This window comes from Streptomyces sp. NPDC043876 (genome assembly GCF_056435825.1).
Window position 1 is genome coordinate 924,610 of record NZ_JBWKDV010000002.1, and the last position, 13,767, is coordinate 938,376.

The following is a 13,767-nucleotide window of genomic DNA, read 5'->3' on the forward strand; positions in this document are numbered from 1 at the left end:
GTCCGGGCCCTCCCGTGCCGTGCCCGCGCGCCCGTTCCGCACGCGAAGGGGAGTCACGCCACATGTCCATCATCGACACCGAAGCACCGCTGCACGAGGCCCACCGCGACAACCACACCCACCGTGACGTCAACGGCGGCTGGCTGCGCCCGGCCGTCTTCGGTGCCATGGACGGACTGGTCTCCAACCTCGCCCTGATGACCGGTGTGGCGGGCGGCGCGGTCGCGACGCAGACCATCGTCATCACCGGGCTCGCGGGTCTGGCCGCCGGCGCCTTCTCCATGGCGGCCGGCGAGTACACCTCCGTCGCCTCCCAGCGCGAGCTGGTCCTCGCCGAGCTGGACATCGAGCGCCAGCAGCTGAGCAAGCACCCCATCGACGAGATGGAGGAGCTGGCCGAGCTGTACGTCTCGCGCGGCGTCGACCCGTCCCTCGCCCGCGAGGTCGCGATGCAGCTGTCCCGCGACCCCGAGCAGGCGCTGGAGATCCACGCCCGCGAGGAGCTGGGCATCGACCCGGACGACCTGCCGTCGCCGCTGGTCGCCGCGGTGTCCTCGTTCGGCGCCTTCGCGCTGGGCGCGCTGCTGCCCGTACTGCCGTACCTGCTCGGCGCGACCGCGCTGTGGCCGGCGGTGCTGCTGGCCCTGGTGGGGCTGTTCCTGTGCGGGGCGGTCGTGTCCCGGGTCACCGCCCGGTCGTGGTGGTACAGCGGGCTGCGGCAGCTGCTCCTGGGTGGCGCGGCGGCGGGTGTGACGTACATCCTGGGCACGTGGATCGGTGGAGCCGTAGGCTGACCCCTCGAAGGGTGAGACACTATGCAGAGTTCAGCATAAATAGTCATTACTCGCCGGTTTCGGTCGGTTTCGATCGCATGTCCGGCGGGCATGACGTGAAGGCGGCCGGGCAATGATGCCCGGCCTGCATCAGGACCTCTGCCTCGCGCATCCGCCTCGCGCTGACGCCCGCGCAGGTCCTCACTTTTCTTTCGCACAGTGTCCGCATGCTGGAACGCGATATCCGGTTCCCGGGATTGCCGTCATCATGTAACCTGCACGAAATTTCGCAGAGGGCCAACGTCGTCCCTCGGCTATGCATATGCCACGACGACGACGGGAGTCCCGATGCGTTCCGCATCCACGCACTCCGCGACCGGCCCCAGCACCACCGCCTGGTCGCCCATGGACGGTCGCCCCGCCCAGCAGGGCATGTACGACCCGCGCAACGAGCACGACGCCTGCGGCGTCGGTTTCGTGGCCAACCTCACCGGCGAGGCCGGCCACACGCTGGTCGAGCAGGCGCTGACCGTACTGCGGAACCTCGAACACCGCGGCGCCACCGGCTCCGAGCCCGACTCGGGCGACGGTGCGGGCATCCTCTGTCAGGTCCCCGACGCGTTCCTGCGCGAGGTGGCCGGATTCGACCTCCCCGAGGCCGGCGCCTACGCCGTCGGCATCGCCTTCCTGCCCGCCGACGGCTCCGCACAGGCCGTCGCGCAGATCGAGGCCATCGCCGCCGAGGAGCACCTCACCGTGCTCGGCTGGCGCGAGGTGCCCGTCACCCCCGACCTGCTCGGCAACGGCGCCCGCGTCACCATGCCGGCCTTCTCGCAGCTGTTCGTGAGCAACGGAAGCACCGGCATCGAGCTGGACCGCAAGGCGTTCGTGCTGCGCAAGCGCGCCGAGCGCGAGGCGGGCGTCTACTTCCCGTCGCTGTCCGCCCGCACCATCGTCTACAAGGGCATGCTGACCACCGGCCAGCTGGAGCCCTTCTTCCCGGACCTCTCCGACCGCCGCTTCGCCTCGACGCTGGCGCTGGTCCACTCGCGGTTCTCGACGAACACCTTCCCGTCCTGGCCGCTCGCCCACCCGTACCGCTTCGTCGCGCACAACGGCGAGATCAACACGGTCAAGGGCAACCGCAACTGGATGAAGGCCCGCGAGTCCCAGCTGGCCTCCGAGGCCTTCGGCGAGGGCGCGCTGGAGCGGATCTTCCCGATCTGCACCCCCGACGCCTCCGACTCCGCGTCCTTCGACGAGGTCCTGGAGCTGCTCCACCTCGGCGGCCGCTCGCTCCCGCACAGCGTGCTGATGATGATCCCCGAGGCGTGGGAGAACCACACCTCGATGGACCCCGACCGGCGCGCGTTCTACCAGTACCACTCCACCCTGATGGAGCCCTGGGACGGCCCGGCCTGCGTCACCTTCACCGACGGCACCCAGGTCGGCGCGGTCCTCGACCGCAACGGCCTGCGCCCCGGCCGCTACTGGGTCACCGACGACGGCCTCGTCGTCCTCGGCTCCGAGGTCGGCGTCCTCGACATCGACCCGGCCAAGGTCGTCCGCAAGGGCCGCCTCCAGCCCGGCAAGATGTTCCTCGTCGACACCGCGCAGAAGCGGATCATCGAGGACGACGAGATCAAGGCCGACCTCGCGGGCGCCGCTCCGTACGCCGAGTGGCTCGAAGCCGGTGAGATCGAGCTGGAGGACCTCCCCGAGCGCGAGCACATCGTCCACACCCACGCCTCGGTCACCCGCCGCCAGCAGACCTTCGGGTACACCGAGGAAGAGCTGAAGATCATCCTGGCGCCGATGGCCCGGACCGGCGGCGAGCCGCTCGGTTCCATGGGTACGGACTCCCCGATCGCGGCCCTGTCCGAGCGCCCCCGGCTGCTCTTCGACTACTTCACCCAGCTCTTCGCGCAGGTCACCAACCCGCCGCTGGACGCCATCCGCGAGGAGCTCGTCACCTCGCTGCTGTCCTCCCTGGGCCCCGAGGGCAACCTGCTGGAGCCGACCTCCGCGTCGTGCCGCAGCGTCACCCTCCCCTTCCCGGTGATCGACAACGACGAGCTGGCCAAGCTCGTCCACATCAACGCCGACGGCGACATGTCCGGCATGAAGGCCGCCACCCTCTCGGGCCTCTACCGGGTCTCGGGCGGCGGCGAGGCGCTCGCCGCGCGGATCCAGGAGATCCGCGCCGAGGCCGACGCCGCCATAGAGAACGGCGCCCGCCTGATCGTCCTGTCGGACCGGCACTCCGACGCCGAGCACGCGCCGATCCCCTCGCTGCTGCTCACCTCCGCGGTCCACCACCACCTCATCGCCACCAAGCAGCGCACCCAGGTGGGCCTGCTCATCGAGGCCGGTGACGTCCGCGAGGTCCACCACGTCGCCCTGCTCATCGGCTACGGCGCGGCCGCGGTCAACCCGTACCTGGCGATGGAGTCCGTCGAGGACCTGCTGCGCGCGGGCACCTTCCTGTCGGGCCTGGAGCCCGAGCAGGCCATCAAGAACCTGATCTACGCGCTCGGCAAGGGCGTCCTGAAGGTCATGTCCAAGATGGGCATCTCCACGGTCGCCTCCTACCGCGGCGCCCAGGTCTTCGAGGCCATCGGCCTCGACGAGGAGTTCGTCGGCACGTACTTCAGCGGCACCGCCACCAAGATCGGTGGCGCCGGCCTGGACGTCATCGCCAAGGAGGTGGCCGCCCGCCACGCCAAGGCGTACCCGGCCTCCGGCATCGCCCCGGCGCACCGCGCGCTGGACATCGGCGGCGAGTACCAGTGGCGCCGCGAGGGCGAGCCGCACCTGTTCGACCCGGACACGGTCTTCCGCCTCCAGCACGCCACGCGCAACCGCCGCTACGACATCTTCAAGCAGTACACCGACCGGGTGAACGAGCAGTCCGAGCGCCTCATGACGCTCCGCGGCCTGTTCGGCTTCGACACGGAGTCCCGCCCCTCGATCTCCATCGACGAGGTCGAGCCGGTCGCCGACATCGTCAAGCGCTTCTCCACCGGCGCGATGTCGTACGGATCCATTTCGAGCGAGGCCCACGAGACCCTCGCCATCGCCATGAACCAGCTGGGCGCCAAGTCCAACACCGGTGAGGGCGGCGAGGACCCGGACCGCCTGTACGACCCGGCCCGCCGTTCGGCGATCAAGCAGGTCGCCTCCGGCCGCTTCGGCGTCACCAGCGAGTACCTGGTCAACGCGGACGACATCCAGATCAAGATGGCGCAGGGCGCCAAGCCCGGCGAGGGCGGCCAGCTGCCCGGCCACAAGGTCTACCCGTGGGTCGCCAAGACCCGGCACTCCACCCCGGGCGTGGGCCTGATCTCCCCGCCGCCGCACCACGACATCTACTCCATCGAGGATCTGGCTCAGCTGATCCACGACCTCAAGAACGCCAACCCGGCGGCCCGCATCCACGTGAAGCTGGTCTCCGAGGTCGGTGTCGGCACCGTCGCCGCGGGCGTCTCCAAGGCGCACGCGGACGTCGTCCTCATCTCCGGCCACGACGGCGGTACCGGCGCCTCCCCGCTGACCTCGCTCAAGCACGCGGGCGGCCCCTGGGAGCTCGGCCTCGCCGAGACCCAGCAGACGCTGCTGCTCAACGGCCTGCGCGACCGCATCGTCGTCCAGACCGACGGCCAGCTGAAGACCGGCCGCGACGTCGTCATCGCCGCGCTGCTCGGCGCCGAGGAGTTCGGTTTCGCGACCGCGCCGCTCGTCGTCTCCGGCTGCGTCATGATGCGCGTCTGCCACCTCGACACCTGCCCCGTCGGCATCGCCACGCAGAACCCGGTGCTGCGCGAGCGGTTCTCCGGCAAGCCCGAATTCGTCGTCAACTTCTTCGAGTTCATCGCGGAGGAGGTGCGCGAGCTGCTCGCCGAGCTGGGCTTCCGCACGATCGAGGAGGCCGTCGGCCACGCCGAACTCCTCGACACCTCCAAGGCCGTCGCGCACTGGAAGGCCCAGGGCCTCGACCTGGACCCGCTCTTCCACGTGCCCGCACTGGCCGAGGGCGCCGTCCGCCACGCCGTCATCGAGCAGGACCACGGCCTCGCCAAGGCCCTCGACAACGAGCTGATCCGGCTGGCCGCCGACGCGCTGAACGCCCCGAGCGCCGAAGCCGCCCTCCCGGTCCGCGCGCAGGTCGCGATCCGCAACATCAACCGGACCGTCGGCACCATGCTCGGCCACGAGGTCACCAAGCGGTTCGGTGGCGCGGGCCTGCCCGACGACACCATCGACCTCACCTTCACCGGGTCGGCCGGCCAGTCCTTCGGCGCCTTCCTGCCGCGCGGCATCACGCTGCGCCTGGAGGGCGACGCCAACGACTACGTCGGCAAGGGTCTCTCCGGCGGCCGGATCGTGGTCCGCCCGGACCGCGGCGCCGACCACCTGGCCGAGTACTCCACCATCGCGGGCAACACCATCGGCTACGGCGCGACCGGCGGCGAGATGTTCCTGCGCGGCCGCACCGGCGAGCGCTTCTGCGTCCGCAACTCCGGCGCCCTGGTCGTCTCGGAGGGCGTGGGCGACCACGGCTGCGAGTACATGACCGGCGGCCAGGCCGTCGTCCTGGGCGAGACGGGCCGCAACTTCGCGGCGGGCATGTCGGGCGGCGTCGCGTACGTCATCGATCTCGACCCCTGCAACGTCAACGTCGGCAACGCGGGCGCGGTCGAGAACGACCTGTCCGACGCCGACAAGCAGTGGCTGCACGATGTGGTGCGCCGCCACGAGGAGGAGACCGGCTCGACCGTGGCCGCCAAGCTCCTCGCCGACTGGTCCGTCTCGGTGGACCGCTTCAGCAAGATCATCCCCACCACGTACAAGGCAGTGCTCGCCGCCAAGGACGCCGCTGAGCGGGCCGGACTCTCCGAGTCGGAGACCACCGAGAAGATGATGGAGGCGGCGACCCATGGCTGACCCGAAGGGCTTCCTCACCACCCCCCGCGAGACCGCCTGTTCCCGACCCGTCGCCGAGCGGCTGAAGGACTGGAACGAGGTCTACGTCCCGGGTTCGCTGCTGCCGATCATCAGCAAGCAGGCCGGCCGCTGCATGGACTGCGGCATCCCGTTCTGCCACAACGGCTGCCCGCTCGGGAACCTCATCCCGGAGTGGAACGACTTCGCGTACCGCGAGGACTGGGCCGCCGCGTCCGAGCGCCTGCACGCCACGAACAACTTCCCGGAGTTCACCGGCCGCCTGTGCCCGGCCCCGTGCGAGTCGGCGTGCGTGCTCGGCATCAACCAGCCCGCCGTCACCATCAAGAACGTCGAAGTCTCGATCATCGACAAGGCGTGGGACAACGGCGACGTCACCCCGCAGCCCCCGGACCGGCTGTCCGGCAAGACCGTCGCCGTCATCGGCTCGGGCCCGGCGGGACTCGCCGCCGCCCAGCAGCTGACGCGGGCCGGTCACACGGTCGCGGTGTACGAGCGCGCGGACCGCATCGGCGGCCTGCTGCGGTACGGCATCCCCGAGTTCAAGATGGAGAAGGTGCACATCAACCGCCGCATCGAGCAGATGCGCGCGGAGGGCACCAAGTTCCGCACGGGCGTCGAGGTCGGCCGCGACATCCCGGCCGACCGGCTGCGCCGCCGCTACGACGCGGTCGTCATCGCCGCCGGAGCCACGGTCTCCCGCGACCTGCCGGTCCCGGGCCGCGACCTGAACGGCATCCACTTCGCGATGGAGTACCTGCCGCTGTCGAACAAGGTGCAGGAGGGCGACTTCATGGCGCCCCCCATCACCGCCGAGGGCAAGCACGTCGTCGTCATCGGCGGCGGCGACACCGGCGCCGACTGCGTGGGCACCGCCCACCGCCAGGGCGCGGCCTCGGTCACGCAGCTGGAGATCATGCCGCGCCCCTCGGAGGACCGCACCGCCGGCCAGCCGTGGCCGACGTTCCCCATGCTGTACAAGGTGACCTCGGCGCACGAGGAGGGCGGCGAGCGGATCTACTCCGTCTCCACCACCCACTTCGAGGGCGACGAGGACGGCAACGTGCAGTCCCTCCACCTGGTCGAGGTCGCCTTCGAGGACGGCAAGCTCGTCCAGAAGGAGGGCACCGAGCGCGTCCTCCCGGCGCAGCTGGTCACCCTCGCGATGGGCTTCACCGGCACCGACCAGGCCAACGGCCTGGTGGACCAGTTCGGCCTGGAGCTGGACGCGCGCGGCAACGTCGCGCGGGACGCGTCGTACGCGACCAACGTGGACGGCGTCTTCGTCGCCGGCGACGCGGGCCGCGGCCAGTCCCTGATCGTGTGGGCCATCGCCGAGGGCCGCTCCGCGGCCCGCGGCGTGGACCGCTACCTGACGGGCGCCAGCACCCTCCCGTACCCGGTCAAGCCGACGGACCGCTCGCTGACGGTGTAACCACCCCGGCAGCACCCCTCCCCTCCGCGGGAGGCCCTCATACGGCCCGTACAACGGCGTACGGAACCCCGACACGGCGCCCGCCAGTCCCCGACCAGGGAGGCGGGCGCCGTGGCGTGCGGGGGCGGATCACTGGGGCGAGAACTCGTACCGCAGCTCGTACAGGTGGCCCGACTTGACCATGACGGTCACCTCGACCGGCCGCCGGTCGTCGCTGAAGACCGTACGCAGCGTGCGGAGCACCGGCAGGTCGCCGGTCAGGCCCAACGCGCGGTGTTCGTCCTGGGTGGGGACGCGGGCGCAGACCCGGTCGACGCTCAGCCGGGGCGGAAAGCCGAGCCCGCTGAGCAGGGCGGGCGTACCGCCCCTGATCTTGCGCGCCTCGGCGAGCGCGTTGCCGCGGGCGACGTCCAACGGGTAGTAGGAGCAGACCAGCTCGGCCGGTTCGCCGTCGATCCCCATCACCTGGCGTCGCAGTACCGTGCGATCGCCGTCCCGGAGTCCGAGCGCGGCGGCGACATCGGCGGGCGGGGTCACCTCGCGCACCTCTACGAGCGTGCTGACGGCGTGGGCGCCGGGCCCGGCGGCGTCGGTGAGCCAAGGGTAGGGATCGTCGCCGGACGCGAGCGCGAGGGAGGCCGCGGGGCGGATCGTCCGCTGCCGGTGCTCCCGTACGGTCACCGCCGATCCCGCGCGGCCGAGGACGAGCCGCTCGTCCTTGAGGAGTCCCAACGCCTTCTGCACGGTCGCGCTCGACGCGCCGAACCGGGCCTTCAGGTGGACGGTGGAGGGCAGCTTCGCGCCGGGAGCGAGGTCGCCGTTCAGGATCTCGTCCCGGAGGTCCGCGGCGATGCGGACGTGGAGCGGGCGCTGGTCGAGCGGTGGTTCGTCGGGGCTGGGCAACGTCATCCGATCCTGGTCTCGTAGCGCAACTGTGCACGGTCCGCGGGCATGACCATCACGTCGGCCTGAACGGGGCGGTCGGTCGTGTCCAGGGTGACCCGGGAGACGAGGAGCACCGGGTCGCCCGCTGCGATCCGCAGGTGACCGCATTCCTCGTCCGTCGGCATGCGCGCCGTGACCTCCTCCACCACGCGCGCGCCGACGTGCCCCAGCGCGGCGAGCAGGGTGACGGCTCCGCCGCGGATCTTCGCCGTGGATGCGAGCGGGGTCCCCGCGGCGATCGCGGCCGGGTAGTGGCTGTCGGTCAACTCGCAGGGCTCACCGTCCAGTTCGATGACCCTCCGACGCCGTACGACGCTCTCCCCGGCGGGGACGCCCAGCATCCGCGCGACCGCGTCCGACGCGGGCTCTTCCCCGGCGTGCAGGATGCGTTGCCCGCCCGAGCGCCCACGCGCCGCGGCCTCGGCGGTCCACGCGTCCGGCTCCCCGTCCGCCCGGGGTGTCAGGTACGGGGCCGACGCACTGGTCCACTGGCCTTCGCTCATGCTGCCCTCCGCTTCCGGGTCCGGTCCGGCTCTGCGGCTCTCACGGTATGCGACGACCGGGCGTGGACCCAGAGGCAAACCTTGCTGCAATTCGCGAATAGCGCTACGGTCTGTGTCATCGTGAAAACTCAACGTCAAGACGATGGGGTGGGCATGTCCTTCTCTCGGCAGCAGACGTTCCCCGGCACCCGCGAATCGGTGCGCGCGGCCCGCCATTTCGTGGGCGACGCCCTCGGGGGGTGGGGGGTGACCGATCGCCGCGACGACACGCGTCTCTGCGTATCGGAACTCGCGGCCAATGCCGTGGTGCACGGAGTGCCCGAGGGTCGCCGGTTTGCCGTACGCGTCGCATGGGGGCATGGCCGGGTGTGCATCGAGGTGCGCGACAGCGGCCCGGGGATCCCGGCACTCCGGCGCGCCGCCCCAGACGATTTGTCAGGCCGGGGTTTGTGGCTCGCGTCCGCACTCGCCGACGAGTTCGCCGTGGAAGACGAATCGGTCGGCAAGACGGTTCGCGTGGCCTTCGACATTCCGGCCGGGCCGGACGTTTCCCGCGGACAAACCTTCCCGGTGGCACCGCCGGCATCGTGAACGAGGAGTTCCGGGCGCGGCTGCTGGGGGAGTGTGGCCGGGGCGCTGCGGTTCCGGGAGGCGGTGTCCCGGCGGAGCGCCGCCGGTGCCGTGGCGGGTGCCCGGTTGCAGGGCCAGGTGGGTAGTCGGTCGCCGGGGCGCGGCCTTGGTGGGGGTTTGTGAGGGTGTGGGGGCTGTATATACAGCGTCATGCCGCGAGTCGTGTCGAATGCCATGTCGGGTGTCGGGTCGTCCCGTGCCGGGGGCAGTGCCGTGTCCCGGGCCGGGGCGGGGTTGCCGCGGGGCGGGCGGGGGCTGTACCGGCTGCTGGCCTCCGGCTGCGGGGTCGCGCTGGCGCTCAGCGGGCCGCTGGCCGCCCTCGGTCCGGCCGCCGCTGCCGCCGACGCCGGCCGCACCTACGACTACCGGGGGCTGCGCTTCACCTTCCCCGCGACCTGGCGGGTCGTCGACCTCGACCGCCACCCCGAGGCCTGCGTGCGCCTCGACCTGCCCACCCTGTACGTCGGCCACGCCGGCCCCCAGGGCGACTGCGCGGGCCGGGCCGCCGTCGAGCGCGCCGACACGCTGCACCTGGAGCCCGTACAGGACGCCCCGCGGCGGGCCGACATCCCGACCGTCGACGTACCGGTCGGCACCGCGCTGCCCGCCGCCGCGCCCCGGGCGGTGCCCAGCAACGAACTCCGGTACGTCCTCGCCCAGTCCGGCATCATGGCCACCGCCTCCTACGGCGACGCGCCCGCCGCGGTCCGCGCGGTGATCGAGGGCGCCCGGCCGGTCGGGAGCGGGGACGGTGATGCGGAGCTGCCCGGCCATCCCGGCCACCCCGGTCCGCCGTCCGTCCGCCCCGTGCCGAGGCCGGTGCCCCGGCCCGCGCCGCGGCCCCTGCCCGCCCCGGCACCCGGCGCCGCACCGGGGTCCCTGGTCACCCCGGGCGCGTACCGCGGCGAGGGCTTCGACGCCTGCACCGCCCCCGGCCAGGGGACCATGGACGGCTGGTGGGACGATTCCCCCTTCGGCGCCGTCGGCATCTACATCGGCGGCGGGTCCCGCGCCTGCGCCCAGCCGCAGCTGACCGCCGACTGGGTCAGGCGGCAGAGCGCCGCCGGGTGGCACCTGATGCCGATCTGGGTGGGCCGCCAGCCCTGGTACAGCGGCGCCACCGGGCTGTCCACCGACCCCGGCACCGCGGCCGCGCAGGGCCGGGCGGCCGCCGACGGCGCCGCCTCGGCCGCCCGCTCGCTGGGGCTCGGCCCGGGCACCGTCCTCTACAACGACGTGGAGAACTACACCGACCGCGCCACCTGGGACGCCCCCGTGGTCGCCTACGTCGGCGGCTGGACCCAGCGGCTGCACGCCCTCGGCTACCGCGCCGCCGCCTACCTCGCGGCCGGTTCGGGGATGAAGGCGCTCAGCGCCGCCTACGCGCGCACCGGGCAGGCCGTCCCCGACATCGTGTGGGCCGCGGCCTGGAACGGCCGCTCCTCGGTCACCGACTCCGACCTCGGCCTGCCGGCGGGCACCGGGCAGTGGAGCGGGCGCCGCCGCGCCCACCAGTACCAGGGCGACCACGACGAGACCTACGACGGCGTGACCATCAACATCGACCGCAACCGGGTGGACGTCGACCCGGCCGCGGTCGCCCTCTCCGGGACCGGGCCCGCCCCCGAGCAGGACCCGGTCCCGGTCCCCGACGCGTAGACCGGCCCGTACTTCGGGCCGGACCGGCTCCCGGGGCCGGGCCCCGCGTCACTCCTCCCGGGCGGGCTCGTCGTCGTTGCCCCGGCGGATCGTGCGCAGCCCTCCGGCCGGGGTCCAGGTGCGGACCACCAGGTCGTCCCCCTCGACCCCGGTACGGACCACCTCGGCCAGCTCCGCGCGGAACAGGTGGAAAGGCTGCGGCGCCTCCCCCGACTCCTCGGCGAAGCGGTGCAGCTCGGGCGGGTCCAGGATCTCCACGGCCCGCCCGGAGATCCGTACGTCCCCGTCGGGCATCGCCTCGTCCGCACCCGGGTTGGTGTGCAGCGCGAACCGCGGGTCGCGCCGCAGGTCGAGGGCCTTGCGGGAGCCCGGCATCATGCCGAGCCACAGCTCACCGCCCCGGAAGGTGACGTTCAGCCCGCAGACCCGCGGCGAACCGTCCTTGCGCAGGGTCGCCAGGACGTGGTGCGCGTACTGCCCGAAGCGGGCCCGGACCGCCTCGGCGAGCTCCGGTTCCTCCTGCGCGAAGTGCGCCCAGTTGTTCTTCGTCGTCATGGCGCCATGAAACCGCCTGCCACCGGCGGAGACTGGTCAGGCGCGCACGATGCCCGCCGCACGGGCCGCCGCCAGCCAGGACGGGAACTCGGACACCAGCCGGTCGTACAGCTGCCCGTCCGGCACCGCCCGCGGATCCTGCCCGGCGTGGAAGTAGCCCGCGTTGTCCACGGGGCGCGCCTGCGGCACCGGCAGCTCGTCCAGCTTCCGCAGGAAGTCGAACTGGGTGCTGCGGGTGTTGCCGAAGCCGACGAACTGCCAGAACAGCGGCAGCCGCGCCGCCTTGCACAGGTAGCGCTCCGCCGCCGCCTTGTTCACCGGGCCGCCGTCCGTCTGGAAGACGACCAGGGCGGGCGCCGGGCACCCGCTGTCGAGGTAGTGGTCGATGACCGCGTCCATCGCGGCGTCGTAGGACGTCTTGCCCATGTGCCCGAGCCCGGCCGCGATCCGGTCCACCTCGCCCGCGTGCCGCTCCAGCGAGATCTCCTCGACGGCGTCGACGTCGGTGGAGAAGAAGACCACCGGGACCCGGCCGTCGTCGTCCAGGTGTGCCGAGAGTCCGAGCACCCGGTCCGCGAAGGCCTGTACGGTGCCGTCGGCGTAGTACGGGCGCATCGATCCGGAGCGGTCCAGCACCAGGTAGACCGCCGCCCGTTGGCCGCTCAGGCCGTGTTTGCGCAGGGAGACCCCGGCGCTCTTGTACAGGCTGACGAGCGCCGGAGCGCTCTCTTCCACCTTGCGCAGGTCGATCGCACTGCCGGTCATGGGCCCGAGGGTACGGCAGTGCGCGCGGCCCGGCGGGGCTACGTCGAAAGGTCCGCGGAGCCCGCGGGCTCCCCGGCTTCCCGGGAGCCCGCGTCCGCCCGCGCCGCCTCCAGGGCCTCGATGTCCGCCAGCATGGCGGCCGCGAGGTCGCGCTCGGAGGCGTAGTACCGCTCGGCCCACCGGAGGGTGAGCGTGGGGTACGCCCATGCCGCCTGCCCCTCGGCCGCCTCCGCGTCGGCGATCGCGCGGCGCCGCATGTCCTGCGCGAACTCCTGGTGGCGGGCCAGGACTTCGCGCATCTGCTCCGGTTCCAGCAGGTGTCCCAGCCACAGCCGCAGCATCGGCCCGTGCTTGAGGACGGGCGGGTCGACCGCGGCGCCGCGGGCCCAGGTCCGCACGGCCTCCATGCCCTCGCCGGTGATCCGGTACACCCGCTTGTCGCGGGTGCCGCTCTCCGGGGAGACCAGGCGCGAGGTGGCGTACCCCGCCCTCTCCAGACGCTTCAGCTCGCTGTAGATCTGGCTGAAGGAGGGGCTCCAGTAGAAGAACGTGAGCGACCGGTCCGACCACTTCTTCAGGTCGTAGCCGGACAGCTCCTGTCCGAAGGAGAGCAGCCCGAGCACCGCCCAACTGGTCGCGGGGAGCGCGCGTCCGTTCGTCTCGTCTGCCACGGTCGGCAGTCTACGACCGGCTCCGCGGGCGCCCTTCCCTCCGCCGGGGGCGGCTGCTAGAAGTATTCCTATTCGAAATACCTGTGCAGTACAGGGGGAGGACCGTCGTGGGGGCTCACGTCTCGCTGGACGGGAAGGTCGTGGTGATCACCGGCGCCGCGCGCGGTCAGGGCGCGGTGGAGGCCCGGCTGTGCGCGGAGGCGGGCGCGCGGGTCGTCGTCACCGACCTGCGCGAGGAGGAGGGGCGGAAGGTCGCCGCGGCCCTGGGCGACCAGGGCCTGTACGTACGGCACGACGTGGTCGACGCCGGGAGCTGGGCCGGGGCCGTGCGGGCCGCGGTGGCGGCGTACGGAGGCGTCTCGGCCCTGGTCAACAACGCGGCCCTGTGGCGCACGGCCCATGTGGAGGAGCAGAGCGCCGAGGGCTTCGAAGCGCTGCTCCGGGTCAACCTGCTGGGCCCCTTCCTCGGGATCCAGGCGGTGGCCCCGCTGCTGCGCGCCGCCGGGGGCGGGTCCGTCGTGAACATCTCCTCCACCGCCGGGCTGGTCGGGATACCGGGGCACGCGGCCTACGGCTCCACGAAGTTCGCCCTGCGCGGGCTGACCAGGTCGGCGGCCCTTGACCTGGCCGGGGACGGGATCCGGGTCAACTCCGTGCACCCTGGGGCGATCGACACGCCGATGGTGGCCGGGGCGGTGGCCGGCCGGGACTGGTCGCACGTGCCGCTGGGCCGGATGGGGCGCCCGGAGGAGGTCGGCGAACTGGTCCGGTTCCTCTGCTCGGACGCCGCCGCCTACATCACCGGTGCGGAGTTCACCGTCGACGGCGGAATGACCGCGCGGTGAGCGGCCGTGCGCCGCGAATAATGG

General features: G+C 72.3%; 11 protein-coding genes. 6 read left to right on the forward strand and 5 right to left on the reverse strand.

Annotation, left to right across the window (positions count from 1 at the left end; translation table 11 throughout):
* The first annotated feature begins 62 nt into the window (after positions 1-62).
* The 3 genes from AC0693_RS09260 (at position 63) to AC0693_RS09270 (ending at position 7,170) form a co-directional block, all read left to right on the forward strand.
* Entirely contained in the window at positions 63-794 is a 732-nt protein-coding gene (locus AC0693_RS09260) for a VIT1/CCC1 transporter family protein (RefSeq protein WP_469318939.1), read from the forward strand.
* A 384-nt stretch (positions 795-1,178) separates the two neighbouring features.
* Complete coding sequence (gltB, locus tag AC0693_RS09265; protein ID WP_478801373.1) at positions 1,179-5,717, forward strand: glutamate synthase large subunit; 4,539 nt, start codon at positions 1,179-1,181, stop codon at positions 5,715-5,717.
* The gene (locus AC0693_RS09270) at positions 5,710-7,170 is read left to right on the forward strand and encodes a glutamate synthase subunit beta (protein ID WP_356415117.1); all 1,461 of its coding nucleotides are present in this window, start codon (positions 5,710-5,712) and stop codon (positions 7,168-7,170) included. Before gltB ends, AC0693_RS09270 begins: the two co-directional genes overlap by 8 nt.
* A 129-nt stretch (positions 7,171-7,299) precedes the next feature.
* Here the strand turns inward: AC0693_RS09270 and AC0693_RS09275 are convergent, their stop codons facing one another.
* Both AC0693_RS09275 and AC0693_RS09280 read right to left on the reverse strand, forming a co-directional pair.
* Complete coding sequence (locus AC0693_RS09275) at positions 7,300-8,079, reverse strand: GntR family transcriptional regulator (RefSeq protein ID WP_478801332.1); 780 nt, start codon at positions 8,077-8,079, stop codon at positions 7,300-7,302.
* Positions 8,076-8,618, reverse strand: coding sequence for a GntR family transcriptional regulator (locus AC0693_RS09280; protein ID WP_469336697.1), 543 nt, complete (start codon positions 8,616-8,618; stop codon positions 8,076-8,078). Before AC0693_RS09280 ends, AC0693_RS09275 begins: the two co-directional genes overlap by 4 nt.
* 120 nt (positions 8,619-8,738) lie before the next feature.
* On the opposite strand from AC0693_RS09280, the gene AC0693_RS09285 reads away from it, so the two are divergent.
* Both AC0693_RS09285 and AC0693_RS09290 read left to right on the forward strand, forming a co-directional pair.
* Positions 8,739-9,209: an ATP-binding protein gene (locus tag AC0693_RS09285; protein WP_478801333.1), complete on the forward strand. Its 471-nt coding sequence runs from the start codon at positions 8,739-8,741 to the stop codon at positions 9,207-9,209.
* Positions 9,210-9,461: 252 nt separating this feature from the next.
* Entirely contained in the window at positions 9,462-10,907 is a 1,446-nt protein-coding gene (locus AC0693_RS09290; RefSeq protein WP_478801334.1) for a DUF1906 domain-containing protein, read from the forward strand.
* Between the two features lie 48 nt (positions 10,908-10,955).
* Here AC0693_RS09290 and AC0693_RS09295 read toward each other — a convergent pair whose 3' ends face one another.
* From AC0693_RS09295 to AC0693_RS09305, 3 genes are read right to left on the reverse strand one after another with little or no spacing between them, the layout of a single operon-like run.
* Positions 10,956-11,462: a pyridoxamine 5'-phosphate oxidase family protein gene (locus AC0693_RS09295; RefSeq protein ID WP_478801335.1), complete on the reverse strand. Its 507-nt coding sequence runs from the start codon at positions 11,460-11,462 to the stop codon at positions 10,956-10,958.
* A 36-nt stretch (positions 11,463-11,498) separates the two neighbouring features.
* Entirely contained in the window at positions 11,499-12,227 is a 729-nt protein-coding gene (locus tag AC0693_RS09300; RefSeq protein WP_469318933.1) for a VWA domain-containing protein, read from the reverse strand.
* A 38-nt stretch (positions 12,228-12,265) separates the two neighbouring features.
* A complete protein-coding gene (locus AC0693_RS09305) occupies positions 12,266-12,898 on the reverse strand; it encodes a PadR family transcriptional regulator (RefSeq protein ID WP_356415102.1) in 633 nt (210 codons plus the stop codon).
* A 107-nt stretch (positions 12,899-13,005) separates the two neighbouring features.
* Here AC0693_RS09305 and AC0693_RS09310 point away from each other — a divergent pair, with 107 nt between their 5' ends.
* Entirely contained in the window at positions 13,006-13,743 is a 738-nt protein-coding gene (locus AC0693_RS09310; RefSeq protein WP_478801336.1) for an SDR family NAD(P)-dependent oxidoreductase, read from the forward strand.
* The last annotated feature ends 24 nt before the right edge of the window (positions 13,744-13,767 follow it).